The 17,922-nt window shown below is 65.9% G+C and carries 17 protein-coding genes; 11 read left to right on the forward strand and 6 right to left on the reverse strand.

The window, feature by feature from the left end; translation table 11 throughout:
• Position 1 precedes the first annotated feature (1 nt).
• The 4 genes from surE to FFS35_RS09520 all read left to right on the forward strand — a co-directional run bounded on the left by surE (position 2) and on the right by FFS35_RS09520 (position 3,515).
• Positions 2 to 763 carry a 5'/3'-nucleotidase SurE gene (surE, locus tag FFS35_RS09505; RefSeq protein ID WP_137786848.1) on the forward strand — a complete coding sequence of 254 codons (762 nt, stop codon included), beginning with the start codon at positions 2 to 4 and terminating at the stop codon, positions 761 to 763.
• 13 nt (positions 764 to 776) lie between these two features.
• Positions 777 to 1,844, forward strand: a complete 1,068-nt coding sequence (locus tag FFS35_RS09510; RefSeq protein WP_171007580.1) for a M23 family metallopeptidase — start codon at positions 777 to 779, stop codon at positions 1,842 to 1,844.
• A gap of 24 nt (positions 1,845 to 1,868) precedes the next feature.
• Complete coding sequence (tyrS, locus tag FFS35_RS09515) at positions 1,869 to 3,095, forward strand: tyrosine--tRNA ligase (RefSeq protein WP_137786850.1); 1,227 nt, start codon at positions 1,869 to 1,871, stop codon at positions 3,093 to 3,095.
• Between the two features lie 102 nt (positions 3,096 to 3,197).
• Positions 3,198 to 3,515 (forward strand): PilZ domain-containing protein, encoded by a 318-nt coding sequence (locus FFS35_RS09520; protein WP_249341546.1) that lies wholly within the window; start codon positions 3,198 to 3,200, stop codon positions 3,513 to 3,515.
• On the opposite strand, the gene FFS35_RS09525 is transcribed toward FFS35_RS09520, so the two are convergent.
• The 3 genes from FFS35_RS09525 to FFS35_RS09535 all read right to left on the reverse strand — a co-directional run bounded on the left by FFS35_RS09525 (position 3,485) and on the right by FFS35_RS09535 (position 6,334).
• Positions 3,485 to 4,798 carry a dicarboxylate/amino acid:cation symporter gene (locus tag FFS35_RS09525; protein WP_137786851.1) on the reverse strand — a complete coding sequence of 438 codons (1,314 nt, stop codon included), beginning with the start codon at positions 4,796 to 4,798 and terminating at the stop codon, positions 3,485 to 3,487. The two genes, FFS35_RS09520 and FFS35_RS09525, sit on opposite strands and share 31 nt — an antisense overlap.
• Positions 4,799 to 4,872: 74 nt before the next feature.
• Positions 4,873 to 5,301, reverse strand: coding sequence for a CoA-binding protein (locus tag FFS35_RS09530; RefSeq protein ID WP_137786852.1), 429 nt, complete (start codon positions 5,299 to 5,301; stop codon positions 4,873 to 4,875).
• Positions 5,302 to 5,374: 73 nt separating this feature from the next.
• On the reverse strand, positions 5,375 to 6,334 hold the full coding sequence (locus FFS35_RS09535) for an Mrp/NBP35 family ATP-binding protein (protein WP_137786853.1): 960 nt from the start codon (positions 6,332 to 6,334) through the stop codon (positions 5,375 to 5,377).
• 70 nt (positions 6,335 to 6,404) lie between these two features.
• Between FFS35_RS09535 and FFS35_RS09540 the strand changes: the two genes are divergently transcribed.
• The 4 genes from FFS35_RS09540 (at position 6,405) to FFS35_RS09555 (ending at position 11,762) form a co-directional block, all read left to right on the forward strand.
• A complete protein-coding gene (locus FFS35_RS09540) occupies positions 6,405 to 7,490 on the forward strand; it encodes a protease modulator HflK (RefSeq protein WP_137786854.1) in 1,086 nt (361 codons plus the stop codon).
• The gene (locus FFS35_RS09545) at positions 7,487 to 8,362 is read left to right on the forward strand and encodes a protease modulator HflC (RefSeq protein ID WP_249341547.1); all 876 of its coding nucleotides are present in this window, start codon (positions 7,487 to 7,489) and stop codon (positions 8,360 to 8,362) included. Before FFS35_RS09540 ends, FFS35_RS09545 begins: the two co-directional genes overlap by 4 nt.
• Positions 8,363 to 8,482: 120 nt before the next feature.
• A complete protein-coding gene (locus tag FFS35_RS09550; RefSeq protein WP_137786872.1) occupies positions 8,483 to 10,036 on the forward strand; it encodes a Do family serine endopeptidase in 1,554 nt (517 codons plus the stop codon).
• 115 nt (positions 10,037 to 10,151) lie between these two features.
• On the forward strand, positions 10,152 to 11,762 hold the full coding sequence (locus tag FFS35_RS09555; RefSeq protein WP_137786856.1) for a helicase HerA-like domain-containing protein: 1,611 nt from the start codon (positions 10,152 to 10,154) through the stop codon (positions 11,760 to 11,762).
• A 9-nt stretch (positions 11,763 to 11,771) separates the two neighbouring features.
• On the opposite strand, the gene FFS35_RS09560 is transcribed toward FFS35_RS09555, so the two are convergent.
• The gene (locus FFS35_RS09560; RefSeq protein WP_137786857.1) at positions 11,772 to 12,215 is read right to left on the reverse strand and encodes a thioesterase family protein; all 444 of its coding nucleotides are present in this window, start codon (positions 12,213 to 12,215) and stop codon (positions 11,772 to 11,774) included.
• A gap of 9 nt (positions 12,216 to 12,224) precedes the next feature.
• On the opposite strand from FFS35_RS09560, the gene FFS35_RS09565 reads away from it, so the two are divergent.
• Positions 12,225 to 12,824, forward strand: a complete 600-nt coding sequence (locus FFS35_RS09565; protein ID WP_249341548.1) for a hypothetical protein — start codon at positions 12,225 to 12,227, stop codon at positions 12,822 to 12,824.
• A 91-nt stretch (positions 12,825 to 12,915) separates the two neighbouring features.
• Here the strand turns inward: FFS35_RS09565 and FFS35_RS09570 are convergent, their stop codons facing one another.
• The gene (locus FFS35_RS09570) at positions 12,916 to 13,698 is read right to left on the reverse strand and encodes a sulfite exporter TauE/SafE family protein (protein WP_137786858.1); all 783 of its coding nucleotides are present in this window, start codon (positions 13,696 to 13,698) and stop codon (positions 12,916 to 12,918) included.
• 59 nt (positions 13,699 to 13,757) lie between these two features.
• On the reverse strand, positions 13,758 to 14,966 hold the full coding sequence (locus tag FFS35_RS09575; RefSeq protein WP_137786859.1) for an LL-diaminopimelate aminotransferase: 1,209 nt from the start codon (positions 14,964 to 14,966) through the stop codon (positions 13,758 to 13,760).
• 156 nt (positions 14,967 to 15,122) lie between these two features.
• Here FFS35_RS09575 and phaC point away from each other — a divergent pair, with 156 nt between their 5' ends.
• Both phaC and phaP read left to right on the forward strand, forming a co-directional pair.
• Entirely contained in the window at positions 15,123 to 16,859 is a 1,737-nt protein-coding gene (gene phaC, locus FFS35_RS09580) for a class I poly(R)-hydroxyalkanoic acid synthase (RefSeq protein ID WP_137786860.1), read from the forward strand.
• A gap of 116 nt (positions 16,860 to 16,975) precedes the next feature.
• Positions 16,976 to 17,764 carry a phasin family protein gene (gene phaP, locus FFS35_RS09585; protein WP_137786861.1) on the forward strand — a complete coding sequence of 263 codons (789 nt, stop codon included), beginning with the start codon at positions 16,976 to 16,978 and terminating at the stop codon, positions 17,762 to 17,764.
• The last annotated feature ends 158 nt before the right edge of the window (positions 17,765 to 17,922 follow it).

Raw genomic sequence — 17,922 nt, forward strand, 5'->3', positions numbered from 1 at the left:
CATGCGCATCCTGCTCACCAATGACGATGGCATCCACGCGCCGGGCCTGAAGGTGCTGGAACGGATCGCGCGGGCGCTTTCCGACGATATCTGGATCGCGGCGCCGGCGGAGGAGCAATCGGGCGCGGGTCGCTCGCTCACCCTGTCTCGCCCGTTGCGCGTGCGCCAGTTCGATGCGCGGCGCTTCGCGGTGGCGGGCACGCCGACCGATGCGGTGATGATGGCGCTGGCGCAACTGATGCCGGAAAGGCCGGACCTGATCCTGTCGGGCGTCAATCGCGGCGCCAATCTTGCCGAGGACGTGATGTATTCCGGCACCGTCGCGGCGGCGATGGAGGGGGCGCTCGCCGGCATCCCCGCGATCGCGCTGAGCCAGCGTTACGGCGATACCGGCATGGGCGACGAAGTGTCCTTCGCCGCCGCCGATGCGTGGGGCGAACGCGTGCTGCGCCCCGTGCTCGATCGTCCCTGGGTGCCGGGAACCATGGTGAACATAAATTTCCCGCCGGTCGCCGCCGACGCGGTGAAGGGCGTGCGGGTGGTGCGGCAGGGAATGCGCGATTACGGGCGCGCACGGTTCGAGCGGCGCGACGATCCGCGCGGCTTTCCCTATTACTGGCTCTCGCTCGGGCGTATCGAACACGCGCTGGAGGCGGGCACCGATCTTGCCGCCGTGGCCGAGGGGTATGTCACCGTCACGCCGCTGCATCTGGACCTGACGCACGATGCCTCGCTACAAGCGCTGGGCGACGCCTATCTGTAAACGGAGGATCGGGATGCGGCAGCGGCTGAGCGCATTGGCGACCTGCCTGTTGCTCGGCGCCTGCATCCCGCAGGTGGACGCGCCCCGCCGCGCCGCGCCGCCGCCGCCGCCGTCGTCGCCGCCACGTTATCAGCCGGTGCCGCGTTCGGCCCCGCGGCCCGATCGGGTCGAGCAGCTTCCCGCCCCGCGGCCGGCATGGGAAACGCGCGGGGCGCAAACCGACGCGCGCTATGTGGCGGCGCAAACCTATGTCGTGCGCCCCGGCGATACGCTCAGCGCTATCGAGGATCGCACCGGCGCGGCCGCCCCGGTGATCGCGTCCGCCAATGGCCTGTCCGCGCCTTATGTCATCCGCACCGGGCAACGGCTGACGATCCCGCCCGGCCGCTATTATCTCGTACGCCAGGGCCAGACCGGCATCGCGATCGCGCGGGCCTATGGCATTGAATGGTCTAGGATCGTCGCGGCCAACAACCTGACGGAGCCCTATGTGCTGCGCGCCGGGCAGCGCATCCTCATACCCGGTGGCGAGCGTCCGGTCAGCGCCGCTGAGCGCGCCGCCGCGTTCAGGCTCGACATCGACGATATCATCACCGGCGGCGAACCGGCGATCGCGGAGAATCAGCGCCCCGCCCCGCCCTCCACCACGCCGCGGCGCGTGCTCCCCGCGAGCGCCGCCATCGCCGCCCCGCTGGCAGCCCCGGGCCGCTTCCTCTGGCCGGTCGACGGCCAGGTCGTGAAGCGCTTTGGCGCGGGCGCGAGCGGGGAGCGCAACGACGGGATCAACATCGCCGTCCCGCTCGGCACGCCGATCCGCGCGGCGGCCGATGGCACGGTCGCCTATGTCGGCGACGCGATCACCTCGATGGGCGGGCTGGTTATCATCAAGCATGGCGAGGGGTGGACCAGCGTGTACGGCCACGCCTCCAGGCTGCTGGTGCAGCGCGGGCAGGCGGTGAGGAAAGGGCAGACGGTCGCACTCTCCGGCGCGACGGGATATGCCGATCGGCCGGAAGTGCATTTCGAGCTGCGCCGCGGGCGCGGGCCGGTCGATCCGCTGACGCAATTGCCGCGCGGGTGAGGTGCGTGTAACGCGCGTCGCATTATGACCGAGCTGAAGTCCGACCTGCTCCGCCTGCTTTCCGAGCGCGGCTATGTCCACCAGATGACCGACGCGGCCGCGCTCGATGCGCTGGCGCGGAAGCAGGTGGTGCCGGGCTATATCGGCTTCGATCCCACCGCGCCCTCACTGCACGTTGGCAGTCTCGTGCAGATCATGCTGCTGCGTCGCCTGCAACAGACCGGGCACAAGCCGATCGTGCTGATGGGCGGGGGCACCGGCAAGATCGGAGATCCGAGCTTCAAGGACGAAGCGCGCAAGATGCTCGCCGAGGAGGGGATCGCGGCCAACGTCGCCTCGATCAAACGCATCTTCGAACGCTTCCTGACATTCGGCGATGGCGCATCTGATGCGATCATGCTCGACAATGCCGAGTGGCTGGACGCGCTCGAGTACATTCCCTTCCTGCGCGAAGTGGGGCAGCATTTCTCGGTCAACCGGATGCTGTCGTTCGATTCGGTGAAGCTGCGGCTCGATCGGGAGCAATCGCTGAGCTTCCTCGAATTCAATTACATGATCCTGCAGGCCTATGACTTCCGCGAACTGGCGCAGCGGCAAGGATGCAGGCTCCAGATGGGCGGCAGCGACCAGTGGGGCAATATCGTCAACGGCGTCGAGCTGGCGCGGCGCATGGACGGCACCGAAGTGTTCGGCGTGACGACGCCGCTCATCACCACCGCCGACGGCGGCAAGATGGGCAAGACGATGGCCGGCGCCGTGTGGCTGCACGAGGACCAGCTGCCGCATTTCGATTACTGGCAGTTCTGGCGCAACACCGACGACCGCGATGTCGGGCGCTTTCTCCGGCTGTTCACCGATCTTCCGCTGGACGAGATCGCGCGGCTGGAGGCGCTGGAGGGGGCGGAGATCAACGCGGCCAAGATCGTGCTCGCCAATGAGGCGACCGAGATGTGCCGCGGGCGCGAGGCGGCGGAGCAATCCGCGGAAACGGCGCGCCGTACCTTCGAGGAAGGTACGGGGGGTGATGCGCTGCCAACTTTCGCCGCATCCGGCGCGGTGCCGCTCGTGGACGCGCTCGTCGGGCTCGGCTTCTGTGCATCGAAGGGCGAAGCGCGGCGACTCATCAAGCAGGGCGGCGCGCGCGTTTCCGGCGAGAAGGTGTCCGACGAGGGCGCCAGCATCACGCCTGGCGACGAGCCGATCCGTATCTCCGCCGGCAAGAAGCATCACGGCCTGCTCGTCGCCGGCTAGTGGCGCAACCCGCGATAGGCAATGCAGTGTTGACCATTTCCGTTGGCGATCGCTTCACGCGGCGACCGTAGCCCCTTGAGGTGACGGATAAGGGGATAACGCGTGTCTGTATCTCATGCCGTGTGGAACGGTTTTGACGCGCGCGGCGAGTTGCGCGACAGCGTCTACCATCGCGCCGGCGCGACCCTAGATAACGGCGCGGCGTTGCCGCTGCTGATCGTCAACATCTCCCCGTCGGGCCTGATGGCACGCAGCACCGAGCCGCTGGCGCCCGGCGCAACGCTGGCGATCGCGCTGCCGGTGGTCGGGCGCGTTCGGGCGGAGGTGCGCTGGGCGCTAGGCGGCAGGGTGGGGTGTCAGCTTGAGCGGTCGATTCCGTCGTCGCGCTATTATGAGATGCTGGCCGCGCTGACGCGCTGACGTCCCGAAAGCGCGGCATCGAGCGCGTCGCGGTCGAGCTTCCCCTCCCAGCGCGACACCACCACCGTGGCCACCGCGTTGCCGATAAAATTGGTGAGGCTGCGGCATTCGCTCATGAAGCGATCGACGCCGAGGATCAGCGCCATGCCGGCGACCGGAACCGCTGGCACGATCGAGAGCGTGGCGGCAAGCGTGATGAACCCCGCGCCGGTCACCCCCGCCGCGCCCTTCGACGATAGCATCGCCACCCCGAGCAACAGTAACTGGTGCCCGAGCGTCAGGTGCACGTCACACGCCTGCGCGATGAACAGCGCGGCGAGCGTCATGTAGATATTCGTCCCGTCGAGGTTGAAGCTGTAACCGGTCGGAACGACCAGCCCGACCACCGATTTGGGGCAGCCGGCGCGCTCCATCTTCTCGATCAGCAGCGGCAACGCGCTTTCGGACGACGAAGTGCCGAGCACCAGCAGCAGTTCCGCCTTCAGATAGCCGATGAGGCGCAGGATCGAGAAGCCGCACAGCCTCGCTACCGCGCCGAGCACCAGAAGCACGAATAGCAGCGCGGTGAGATAGAAGGTGCCGACCAGCGCGGCGAGATTGGCGAGCGTGCCGACACCGTACTTGCCGATGGTGAACGCCATCGCCCCGAACGCGCCGATCGGGGCCGCTTTCATGAGTATCGCGACGACGCGGAACACTGCCGCCGACACATCCTCCAGCAAGGCGATGACGCGCTCGCCGCGCTCGCCGATCGTCGCCAGCCCGATGCCGAACAGGATCGCGATGAACAGCGTCTGGAGGATGTTCCCCTCCGTCAGCGCGGACAGGAAGCTTTCCGGAATGATCGACATCAGAAAGCCGGTGATGCTCGTCTCATGCGCCTTGGCGGCATAATCGGCGACCTTGCCGGCATCGAGCGTGGCCGGATCGATGTGCAGCCCCGCGCCCGGCCGCACGACATTGGCGACGATCAGTCCGACGATCAGCGCCACGGTGGAAAACGTGATGAAATAGGCGAACGCCTTGCCCGCGACGCGCCCCACGGCGCGCAGATCGCGCATCCCGGCGATTCCGGTAACGATGGTGAGGAAGATCACCGGGGCGATGATCATCTTAACGAGCTTGATGAACCCGTCGCCGATCGGCTTCATCGCCTCGCCAGTCGCGGGCCAGAAATGACCCAGCATCACGCCCAGCGCGATCGCGATCAGCACCTGGAGATAAAGATGCGCATACCACGGCCGCGGCGCCTCGGGCGGCGCATCATGCGGTATCGCGATCATCCAGGTTCCTTCCTTCGCCGGTTTCGCGCTTTCTTATGCGCAAGCAGCAGGCAGCGGAATCCCTCTCGCCGCAACTAGCCGATCTTCGCGACGCCCAGCTCCGGTATATCGATCGCGGGGCAGCGGTTCATCACCACCTTTAGCCCGGCCGCCTCCGCCCGCGCGGCGGCGGCCTCGTCGATCACCCCCAATTGCATCCATACCGAGCGCGCACCGGCCGCGATTGCTTCGTCCACCGCCGCACCGGCGGCGTCCGAACGGCGGAAGATATCGACCATGTCGATAGGTTCGCCGATCTGCGCCAGATCGCGAAACACGAATTCACCGTGAATATGCTCACCGGTTATCTGTGGGTTGACTGGGATCACACGATAGCCGTGGCTCTGGAGCAGCGCCATGACACGATAGGACGGGCGATCGGGGCGATCGGACGCGCCGATCATCGCGATCGTCCGTGTCTCTTCGAGCAGCGCCTTGATCGCGGCGGGATCGTTCAGCGGCAAGGGCTGAGCCTTTCTGGAAAACTGGTCCGCTCGTGCCGGCGGCGTCAGGCGCGCCAGCACGACCGGTGCGCAATTAACTCACGGAACGCCCATCGGTTTCCAGCCAATGCGCGACCTGTTCTGCAATAGGTCGGAAGATCCGATCAGCCGGGTTGGCGGCGGGCGGATCGCCCGCATCAGAGGCGCTGCGGATGGCGATGTCCAGCGGAATGCGCCCGAGGAAGGGAACTCCCCGCGCGCGCGCCGCCGCCTCCGCCCCGCCGCTGCCGAACGGATCGGATATCTCGCCGCAATGCGGGCAGGCGTAGCCGGCCATATTCTCGATCACGCCGATGATCGGCACGCCCGTCTGCTCGAACAGATCGATCGCCCGGATCGCATCGATCAAGGCGAGATCCTGCGGCGTGCAGACGATCACCGCGCCGGCCGGGCGATGCTTCTGCACCATCGTCAACTGCACGTCGCCGGTGCCGGGCGGAAGATCGATCACCAGCGTATCGGCGACGCCCCACTCGGCGTCCATCAACTGCCCCAGCGCGCCAGCCGCCATCGGCCCGCGCCACGCCAGCGCCTTGCCTGGCGCCACAAGCTGCCCCATCGACAGCAGCGGGACGCCATATGGGGTCGCAACCGGCAGCAGCACCTTGTCCCTCGCCTCGGGCCGCGTGCCCTCGACGGCCATCAGGCGCGGCTGCGACGGGCCATAGATATCGGCATCGACCAGCCCGACCCGTCGCCCCAGCGCCGAAAGCGCGATCGCGAGATTGGCGGACACGGTGGATTTGCCCACACCGCCCTTGCCGCTTGCCACCGCGATCGACCGACGGTGGACGCGCTCCGCGGTCACGACGACGCGCACCTCGCGCCCGGGCGCGGTCGCCGCCATCTTCACTGCAGCCTCCATGGCATCGCGTGCTTTGGCATCAAGCCCGGTCGCATCAAGCACCACGCCGACGCGCGCGCCATCCACCTTCACCGTGGCACGGGCGCCCGCCACCGCGGCCACCGCCGCCTTCACGTCATTATCGTCCATAACCGCGCCGATACGATCGAAGTGCGCGCTTGGCACTGTTTTTCGCGGATTCGATTCTTATAAGGGGTGCATGATGACCTTTCCGCGCTGGTTCCGGCGCCAACCCATCCTGATGAGCGAAACACCCGGCAGCCCCTGGGGGCCGGGCGACGACGACGGCAAGAGCGGGCCGCGCAATCCCTGGGCAGTGCCGCCGGGGGGCCGCAAGGCGGCCTCCAAGCCGACCGCGCTCGATGAATTCCTGCGGCGTGCGCGCGGCGGCGGCAACGGCAGCGGCCCGCAGCTTCCGCCGGGGGTCAATGCGCGCAACCTGTGGCTGATCGGCACGGGGCTGATCCTCGCGCTGTGGGTGGTTTTCACCTCGGTCCATCAGATCGGGCCGCAGCAGCGCGGCGTTGTCACTTATTTCGGCCGTTATTCGGGCATTCTCGAGCCGGGCATCCGGCTAACCCTGCCGGCGCCGATCGTCGAGGTGGACAAGGTGGACGTGGAACAGGTGCGCAACGACGATTTCCCGCGCGACGGCGGCGAGAACGTGCTTACCGAGGACCGCAACATCATCGATCTCGCCTACACGGTGCGCTGGCGGGTGGAGAATCCTCGCGACTTCGTGTTCGAGATCAAGGATCCGGAGGAAACCGTCCGCGCCACCGCCGAGAGCGCGATGCGGGCCGTGGTCGCCACCACCAAGATGACCGATGCGATCGGCTCTGGCCGCACCACGATCGAGGCGCGCGTCGCCCGTGCGATGCAGCAGATCCTCGACGCTTATCAGGCCGGGGTGCGCGTACAGGGCGTCTCGATCAAGCAGGCCTCCGCGCCGGCCAGCCTGGTGGATGACTTCAACGCCGTCACCGCCGCCCAGCAGGAGGCGGTCGCGAACCTCAACAACGCCCGCTCCTATTCGCAGCAGGTCATCGCCCATGCCCAGGGCGAGGCGGCGCAGTTCGACAAGGTCTATGAACAATACAAGCTCGCGCCCGAGGTGACGCGCCGACGGATGTATTACGAGACGATGGAAGCCGTGCTGGGCAAGACCGACAAGGTCATCGTCGAGACGCCGGGCATCGCGCCATGGGTGCCGCTGGACAAGCTGCGCAAGCTGCCGGACAATGCGCCGGCCCAGCCCGCCGCGCAGCAGGGGGGCCAGAAGTGAGCCCTGCCCGCAATCCCGTCGCGATCGGTTTCGCCGCGCTTGCCGTCGTCATCGCTGCCGCCGCGACCTTCGCCATCATTCCCGAAACGAAACAGGCGGTGATCCTGCGTTTCGAGAATCCGGTCGTCACCTACAATCAGTGGCAGCCGGGTCAGGTGATCGGGCGCAATACCGGGGCGGGCCTGATCGCGCGCATCCCGTTCATCGACAAGGTCGTGTGGGTGGACAAGCGCGTGCTCGACGCCGATCTCGACAACACGCTCGTGCTGTCGACCGATCAGCTGCGGCTGAACGTGGATGCGTTCGCCCGTTTCCGCATCGTCGATCCGCTCAAGGCCGTGACATCGACCGGCTCGACATCGGCGACCGAGGAGCGCGTCGCCGATCAGCTCCGCCCGCTGCTCGGCACGGCGCTGCGCAACGAACTGGGCAAGGTGCCGTTCGCGTCGCTGCTCACGCCGGAGCGCAGCAAGGTGATGGACGCGATCCAGGAATCGCTGCAGCGCAACGCGCGGCAATATGGCGTGCAGATCGTCGATGTGCGGATCAAGCACGCCGATCTGCCGGAAGGCAGCCCGCTGGAAAGCGCGTTGCAGTCGATGCGCACCGCGCGACAGCAGGAAGCGAACACGATCCGCGCGCAAGGGCAGAAGCAGGCGCAGATCGTCCGCGCCGATGCGGATGCGACGGCCGCCAAAGTCTATGCCGAAGCATTCAGCAAGGATGCGGATTTCTATAACTTCTATCGCGCGATGCAGTCCTACCGCCGCACGTTCGGCGCGGACAGCGGGCCGCCGCCGGAAGGCTCGACGACGATCCTGATGTCGCGAGACAACGCCTATCTGAAGGAATTCGAGGGTCGCGGGAAATGATTGTGAGGGCCGGGAATTTGCCCGGCTTTCGGATCGTTCATATTCAATCGTCGTTCATCGGCGAAATGCCATTGAAACGCACCCGTCTATCGCCGGGTGATTGAGAGGAACATGAAGACCGTGCGCTACGCTTACGCCCTTACTGGCGCTCTCCTTCTCGGCGGCACCGCCGCCTCGCTTGCATTGCAGCATCCCGCCACCGCCGCACAGGTGGCGCAGAACGAGCCCGGGACGATCAACGCCGGTGCCCCGCGCGCCGGCGCGCCGATGAGCTTCGCCGACATGGTCGCTAAGCTCCAGCCGGCCGTCGTCAACATTTCCACCGATCAGAAAGTGACCGTGCAGCAGCCCGCGAACCCGTTCGCCGGCACGCCCTTTGGCGACCTGTTCGGCCAGTTCGGCGGCGGCAACGGCGGCGGCCGTGGCGGCGCGCCGGTCACGCGCGAGGCGCAGTCGCTCGGCTCCGGCTTCATCATTTCGCCCGACGGCTATATCGTCACGAACAATCACGTCGTCGCGGCGGGGATGCGCGGAGCGGTCGTCACGTCGATCCGCGTGACGCTGCCCGATCGGAAGGAATATGTCGCCAAGCTGATCGGGCGCGACACCGCCTCCGATCTCGCGCTGCTAAAGATCACCGCGCCAGGGCCGCTACCGTATGTGAAATGGGGCGATTCGGCGCATGCGCGCGTCGGGGACTGGGTGTTGGCGATCGGCAATCCGTTCGGCCTTGGCGGCACGGTTACAGCCGGCATCATCTCCGCCGTCCATCGCGTCACCGGCCAGGGGGGCGCCAATGATCGCTTCATCCAGACCGATGCGTCGATCAACCAGGGCAATTCCGGCGGCCCGATGTTCGACATGAACGGCAATGTGATCGGCATCAATTCGCAGATCTTCTCGCAGTCGGGCGGCAATATCGGCATCGGGTTCGCGATTCCGGCCGAGGAAGCGCGCCCGATCATCGATACGCTCATGAAAGGCGGCTCGGTGAAGCGCGGCTATCTCGGCGTCGGCATCCAGCCGGTGACCGACGATATCGCCGCGGCGCTCGGCTTGGCGAAGAATTCGGGCGAGATCATCGGCCGCGTCGAGCCGAACGGGCCAGCGGCGAAGGCGGGCATCCGCGCGGGCGATGTGGTGACCAAGGTGAACGGCAATGCCGTCACCCCCGATACGACGCTGTCGTATCTGATCGCCAATGTGGCGCCCGGCTCCACCGCCAGGCTCGACATCATCCGTGATGGCAAGCCCATGTCGATCACCGCCAATGTCACCACTCGTCCGCCGGAGGATCAGCTCGCCGCCACCGCCGGCAATGGCGACGATTTCTCCGCCGACGACGATGGCGATCAGGGTGGCGATCAGGCAACCACGCCGAGCAACGCGATCGGCCTTACCGTGCAAACGCTGACTCCGGCGATCGCGCGCCAGGTGGGCGTCGATTCGACGGTGCAGGGCGTGGTCGTGAGCCAGGTCGATCCGGCGAGCGATGCCGGGCAGAAGCTTCGTCGTGGCGATGTGATCTCCGCGATCAACGGCACGCCGGTGCGCGCCCCCGCCGATCTGGCGCGTGGCGTGCAGGCGGCGAAGGCAGCCGGGCGGCCGCAGGTGCTGCTGATGGTCAACCGCGCGCGCGGACAGAGCGGCTTCGTGCCGGTCAAGATCAAGTAAGCCGCATCCGATCGAAACGAAGGGGGCGCCGCACGTTCATCGCGCGGCGCCCTTTTCGTGCCCGGCGTGGACGTATAGGCTTCATGCTCGTCAACGAGTTTCCGGGGGAATGGGCATGACCGACGGCATCCTGATCGGCGCGGGCAGCGGCGGGGCCGCCCCGCAACTGCTTCAATTGAAGCGCGCGAACCGCCACGGCCTGATCGCGGGGGCGACCGGAACGGGCAAGACCGTGACCGTCCAGGGCATTATCGAGGGCTTTTCCGCGCAGGGCGTCCCCTGCTTCGTCGCGGACGTTAAGGGCGATCTTTCCGGCATCGCCATGGCCGGATCGCCCCAGGCCAAAACGCATGAGGCCTTCGCCCAGCGCGCGGCGGACATCGGCCTGACCGACTGGCATTATGCCGACAACCCCGTGCAGTTCTGGGATCTCTATGGCGAACAGGGCCATCCGATCCGCACCACCGTAAGCGAGATGGGCCCGCTGCTGCTGGCGCGCCTCATGGATCTCAACGAGGTGCAGGAGGGCGTGCTGACGATCGCCTTCCACGTCGCCGACAAGGAAGGGCTGCTGCTGCTCGACCTCGACGACCTGCAATCCATGCTCGCCAACTGCGCCGATCGCGCGGACGAATTGACCACGACCTACGGCAACGTTTCGAAGCAGTCGGTCGGCGCGATCCAGCGTTCGCTTCTCCAGCTCCGCAGTCAGGGTGGCGAACATTTCTTCGGCGAACCGGCGCTGGAGATGGACGATTTCATCCGCACCGATGACAGGGGCCGGGGCGTCGTCAACATCCTGGCCGCCGACAAGCTCATGGCCAGCCCGAAGCTCTATTCCACTTTCCTGCTGTGGCTGATGAGCGAGCTGTTCGAGCATCTCCCCGAAGTGGGCGATCCCGACAAGCCGAAACTGTGCTTCTTCTTCGACGAGGCGCACCTGCTGTTCGACGAGGCGCCCAAGGCCCTGCTGGAGAAGATCGAGCAGGTCGTGCGGCTGATCCGGTCGAAGGGTGTCGGCGTATATTTCATCACGCAGAACCCGATCGACGTCCCCGATACGATCGCGGGCCAGCTCGGCAATCGCGTGCAGCATGCATTGCGCGCCTTCACGCCGCGCGATCAGGCAGCGGTAAAGGCCGCGGCGCAGACGTTTCGCGCCAATCCCGGAGTTGATGTCGCCACTGCGATCACCGAGCTTAAAGTGGGCGAGGCCCTGGTCTCGCTGCTCCAGGCCGATGGCGCGCCATCCCCGGTCGAGCGCACGCTGATCCGCCCGCCCGCAAGCCGGGTCGGCCCGATCTCGCCAGTCGAACGCGGCGTATTGATCCAGACCGACGCGGTCGGCACGAAATACGATACGCTCGTCAACCGCGAATCGGCGCACGAACTGCTCGCTGCGAAAACCGCCGAGGCCGCCGCCGCCGCTTCCGCCGCACGCGCTCAGGACGATGCGGAAAAAGCCGCCGCGCTTCAGGCGAAGCAGGATGCGCAGGCCGCAAAGGAAGCCGAACGCGCCCGCATCGCTGCGGAGCGCGAAGCCGCCAGTTCGCCCTGGAACAAGGCGATCACCTCGGCAACGCGCGCGGCGAGTTCCTCGATCGGGCGGCAGGTGGCGAACGAGATCGGCAAGCAGGTGTTCGGCGGCCGCAGCCGCTCGTCCTCGAGCGGCGGGCTGGTCGGCAGCGTCTTGCGCGGCGTGCTCGGCGGATTGTTCCGCGGCTGAAGGAAGAAGCTACGCGACCCGATCGGGCTGCGCGGCGATGAGCGCGACGATGAACTGCCGCACCTCGCCCTCGATCGGCGTGGGGCGGCCGGTCGGCAGGTGCACGTGGACGCTCACCATGTCGATCACCGTGCACAGCTCGCCGCGCTGGTTGGTAAGCTCGATTCTTTTGACGAGACTGGAATTGCCAAGGCTCTCGATCTTCACCGATGCCTCGATCGTATCACCCAGCACAAGCGGACTGAGATAATCCACCGTCGCGCGACGAACGTGGAATTCGGTATCGTGCCAGACAGTGCCGAGCACCTCGCCGATCCCGGTCCACTCCCAATAATCGGTGATCGCCACATCCGCATATTCGAGATAGCGGGAGTTGAACACCACCCGCTGCCCGTCGATCTCGGCGTAGCGGACCTTGAAACGGGTGGAGAAAGCGAAGCCGGGACGAGTCATGCGGCCGCGATGGCGTCGCGGCGCGCGCGCGTCAAGCGGCGAGGTGCCCCGCCCGCTGGGCGATCGCTATTTACCGATGTGCCGAATAATCCCGGTAAAAGAACATTGCGGCTAATTGGCTTTCTTCGATATGCCAGCTCGCGGCATATCGACCGGTCGGGGGCGTTGTTAAACATGAGACTGTTGGCACCTTTTGTGATCTTTCTCCTCTCGATGGGGGCCACCACCCCGGCATCCTCGACGGTGGCGGGCGATTTTTGCGCGCGGCTGGCAGCTAACAGCGGCATCAGTCAGGCTGCGACAGGTGGCGAGCCCACTTCCTGGACGGTAAGCGCCCTGAACTTCGGGCAACGCTTCCTCGTTGGCGGCACGGCCGCAACCGGGGTCGGCGTGCTTCCGGTCGAGCCTTCGACGGTAGAAGACTACCGACGGCTCGAGGACATGTGCCTGCCAGAGAAAAAAGGCGCCATTTGCAAGCTGGTCGGGCCGGTCATTTTCAAATTCATCTGGAAGGGTCGCAAGATCATCACACCAGTGGAAACTGGCGAGCGCGCGACCGTTTCGGTTGCTGGAATCAAGGCGACGTGCCGATCCGAGCCTAAACAATAAGGCATGGTAACAAGCTTGTTACGCGTTGCGACTGCTCTCAATCCCTGGGTCGCAGCGGCGCGACGGCTTCACGAGCACAGTCTCCCGCCGATCAGAACACCAGCTTCGCACCGACGAGCGCCAGCGTCACGGCGAGGATCGGCACCAGCACCCGATCCGACACCCGGCTGGCCACCAGGCTCCCGATCACGATGCCGGGCACCGACCCGGCGAGCAGCGAGACCAGCAGCGACAAATCCACCGCACCGAGCGAGAGATGCCCCAGGCCGGCGATCAGCGTCAGTGGCACGGCATGGGCGATATCGGAGCCGACGAGCCGCTTCACCTCCAGCCGGGGATAGAGCACCAGCAGCGCCGTCATGCCCAACGCGCCCGCGCCGACCGAGGTGAGCGAGACGAGCGCGCCCAGCACCGCCCCGAGCAACACCGTCAGCGCCGCGATCCGGCCTTCGTTCACCCGCGCGAACCGCGGCGCGAGCCGCGTGACGATCCGCTCGCGAAACAGGATCGCGACCGCCGTCAGCAGCAGCGCGCTGCCCAGGATCGTGGCGACCATCTGCCCCGCGTCGCGCGAACCGCGCATGAAATGATCGAGAACGAACAACGTCGCGATCGTCGCAGGCACGCTGCCGGTGGCGAGGCGACGCACCACGCGCCAGTCCACCGTTCCGCGCCAGCCGTGGACGACGGTGCCGACCGTCTTGGTGGCCGACGCATAGAGCAGGTCCGTCCCCACCGCCGTCACCGGATGGAATCCGAAGACGAGCACCAGCAGCGGCGTCATCAACGATCCGCCGCCGACGCCGGTCAGGCCGACGAGCAGGCCCACCAGCACCCCGGCCAGCGAATAGAAGGGATTATAGACGATCGACATGCGCGCGCCCGCTCAACCGAAGCGGCGAACGGTCGCGTGACCGTCAGCGGATCGCGCCATCAGCCGGCGGTACGCGCAGGCGTGTTCACGCCCATCATCTGCAGGTAGCGCTTCACGTTGCGCGCCGCCTGCCGCAACCGTTGCTCATTCTCGACCATCGCGATCCGCACATAACCCTCGCCGTTCTCGCCGTAGCCAACACCTGGCGCAACCGCGACCTTGGCGTGAGTCAGCAATTGTTTGGAGAACTCAAGGCTACCTAGGTGGGCCAGGGCTGGCGGCAGCGGTGCCCAGGCGAACATCGACGCGCGCGGCGACGGAATTTCCCATCCGGCGCGCCCGAAGCTCTCCACCAGCACATCACGGCGCTTGTGGTAAAGCTGACGGTTCTTCTCGACGATGTCCTGCGGCCCGTTGAGCGCGGCGCAGGCGGCCGCCTGGATCGGGGTGAACGCGCCATAATCGAGATAGGATTTCACGCGCGACATCGCCGCGATCAGCTTCCTGTTGCCGACTGCGAAGCCGATCCGCCAGCCTGCCATCGAATAGGTCTTGCTGAGCGAGGTGAATTCGATCGCGACATCCTTCGCGCCCGGCACCTGCAGGATCGAGGGCGTGGGATTGCCGTCGTAATAAAGCTCCGAATAGGCGAGGTCCGAGAGGATCCACACCTGATTGTCGCGCGCCCAGGCAACCAGACGCTCGTAGAAGGCGAGGTCCACCGTTTCAGCCGTCGGGTTCGACGGATAGTTCACGACCAGCACCGAGGGGCGCGGCACGGTATAGGCCATCGCCCGTTCCAGGCTTTCGAAATAATGCTCGTCCGGCGTGGTGGGCACCGCGCGGATCGTCGCGCCGGCGATGATGAAACCGAAGGTGTGGATCGGATAGGACGGGTTCGGCGCGAGCACCACGTCGCCGGGCGCCGTTATCGCGGTGGCGAGGCTGGCCAGCCCCTCCTTCGATCCCATGGTTACGACCACTTCGCTCTCGGGATCGACATCGACGCCGAAGCGGCGGGCGTAATAATTGGCCTGCGCGCGGCGCAGCCCCGGAATCCCCTTGGACTGGGAATAGCCGTGCGCGCCCGGCTTCTGCGCGACTTCGCACAGTTTCTCGATCACGTGCGCGGGCGGGGGCAGATCGGGATTGCCCATGCCAAGGTCGATAATGTCCTCTCCCCCCGCGCGCGCCTGTGCCCGCATCGCATTCACCTCGGCGATAACGTAGGGCGGCAGACGCTTCATGCGGTAGAATTCGTCGGACATCATGGCTCCTTTCGACAGCCGCATCCTATCGCGTCTGGAAGCCGGGTGACAGTGCCGCCTGCTAGGCCGGTGCAAATAGCTGCTATCTCCCTGTCGTAACGCTGCTAGGCTAAGGCCCAGCCACCCCAGCGGCGCGCGCCGCTCAAGGAGAGGTCGATGCCAGAGTTTGAATCGCCTACCCTCGCCGACATGCAGCGCTGGACCTGGGTGCTCGGGCGTGCCCAGCAGATGATGCTCGAACAGGGGCTGGCGACGATGCGGCCGGGCGATGGTGCCGCGGCCATGCCGGGGATGCCGATCGTTCCCGGCTTCAACGATCCCGAGACGCTGGCGCGCGCATCCGATTTCTGGCGTGACAGCCTGTCGTTGTGGCAACGCTTCCTCAATCCCGGCTCCGACGCACCCGAGGCAGCGGACAATCATGCGCGCGACAGGCGGTTCAAGGCGGAGGCGTGGCGAGACAATCCGCTGTTCGCATGGATTCGCGACAGTTACTTCCTGATCGCCGATCACATGCTGAAGAACGTCGACGCGATGACCGGGCTCGAGCCGGCGCAGAAGGAACAGTTGCGCTTCGCCGCCAAGGGCTTCGTCGATGCGATGAGCCCGAGCAACTTCGCACTGACCAACCCGGAAGTGATCGAAAAGACGATCGAGACCGGCGGCGAGAACCTGCTCAAGGGCCTTCAGCACATGCTGGCGGACATGGCGCGCGGGCAACTGACCCACACTGATAGCAACGCGTTCGAGATCGGGCGAAACCTGGCCGCGACGCCCGGCAAGGTGGTGAAGCGCACCCCGCTGTACGAACTGATCCAGTATACGCCGACGACTGATAAGGTGCTCGCCACGCCGCTGGTGATCTTTCCGCCGTGGATCAACCGTTACTACATCCTCGATCTGACGCCGGAGAAAAGCTTCATCCGCTGGTGCGTCGATCAGGGCATAACGGTGTTCGTGGTGTCGTGGAAATCCGCCGACACCTCGATGGCCGACGTGATGTGGGACGATTATGTCGCGGCCCAGATCAGCGCGATCGATGCGGTATGCGATGCGCTGGACGTGCCCGATGTTCACGTGATCGGTTATTGCGTCGCGGGCACCACGCTCGCCGCGACACTGGCGCTGCTCGCCGCGCGGGAGCAGGCGGACAAGGTGGCGAGCGCCACCTATTTCACCGCGCAGGTCGATTTCTCGCGCGCGGGCGACCTCCTCAATTTCGTCACCGACGATCAGCTCGCGATGATCGCCAGCTTGTCGCCGGACGGGTTCCTCGACGGGCGCTACATGGCGCTGACGTTCAATCTGCTGCGCGGGCGCGATCTGATCTGGAACTATGTCACCAACAATTACCTGCTGGGGCATGATTACGCGCCGTTCGATCTGTTGCACTGGAACGGCGACACCACCAACCTGCCGGCGAAATGGCATCTGAGCTATCTCACCGATCTCTACCGCGACAATCTGCTGGTAAAGCCCGGCGCGCTCTCGATCGACGGCACGCCGCTTGATCTCACCCGCGTCAAGACGCCGAGCTATATCCAGGCCGGGCGCGAGGATCATATCGCCCCGGCGGAAAGCGTGTGGAAGATGACGCGGATATTTGCCGGGCCGCTCAGGTTCGTGCTCGCCGGCTCCGGGCACATCGCCGGCGTGGTCAATCCGCCGGCACAGCAAAAATACCAATATTGGACCAACGACGCTGACGTCGAAACGCTCGAGGAGTTCGTCGCGGGGGCGAGCGAAACTAGGGGAAGCTGGTGGCCCGACTGGCTCGGCTGGCTCCGCTCTATCGACGCGGCCGAGATCGATGCGCGCGGCGCCCGCATTCCCGGCAAGGGCAGGCTGGCGGCGATCGAGGACGCGCCAGGCACCTATGTCAGAGCAAGATAAGGCTGCTTTCGCAACGCCATGAGCGGCGCATGTCACTTTTGTTGCGCCGCACAATAATTCTTGCAAATCGCGCACATCGCCATTATGTTGCAACGCAGCAAGATGGAGTCGTGTAGATGACTGACACTGCCGCGAAGACCCGGCCGACGCCCAAGGCAGCGGTTGCATCCGCCGCGCCGGCCACCGAGGTCGTCGCGAACAAGGTCGAGGCGCCCGCCGCCACCGCGTCCACACCGGTGCAATCGCCGGCCGCGACCACCCTGACGAAGCCTGTCGCGGCGGCGCCGGTCGCCAAGAAGGCTGAATCGCGGGGTGCGATCATCGCCGCTCCAACCACGAAACCGACCCCGGCGGCTCCCCGTCCGGCGGTCAAGCCGGTCGCCAAGAAGCCGGCACTCCGGGCGGCGCCTGTCGCCACGCCCAAACGTCCTGCCGCCAAGCTGGCGACCACCGCAAAGGAACCGAAAATGGTCGAGAACCTCAAGACTGTCACCGACAAGACCCAGGCCTATTTCACCGACGCCAACGAGCGCGCCAAGGGCGCCCTCGAAAAGAGCGTGAAGGCGTTCGAGGAAGCCAACGCTTTCCAGAAGGGCAATATCGAAGCGCTCGTCGAATCGTCGAAGATCGCCGCCAAGGGCGCCGAAAAGCTCGGCCAGGACGCCGCTGCCTATGCCAAGAGCTCGTACGAGAAGGCGAACGAGGCGTTCAGGGCGATGTCGAGCGTGAAGTCGCCGACCGATCTTTTCAAGCTGCAGAGCGATTTCGTCCGCGCCTCGTTTGACGCGTTCGTTGCCGAAACCTCGCGCTCGACCGAAGCCGCGCTGAAGCTGGCCGGTGAAATCGCGCAGCCGCTGTCGAACCGGTTCGCGCTCGCCGCGGAAAAGGTCAAGGCAGCAGCCTGAGCGGTCAGTGGCGCGCGCCTGCCGCGTGCCATGGCCCGATATGAATGAGAAGGGCGGCCGCGCGATGCGGTCGCCCTTTCTATTTCCCCGGTTGTTTTGCCGCACCGCACGTTGCACCCTTGCCCTGCGCACTATCGATGCCATATTTTACATCGAAC

The organism is Sphingomonas sp. 3P27F8 (genome assembly GCF_005502745.1).
GTDB lineage: Bacteria > Pseudomonadota > Alphaproteobacteria > Sphingomonadales > Sphingomonadaceae > Sphingomonas.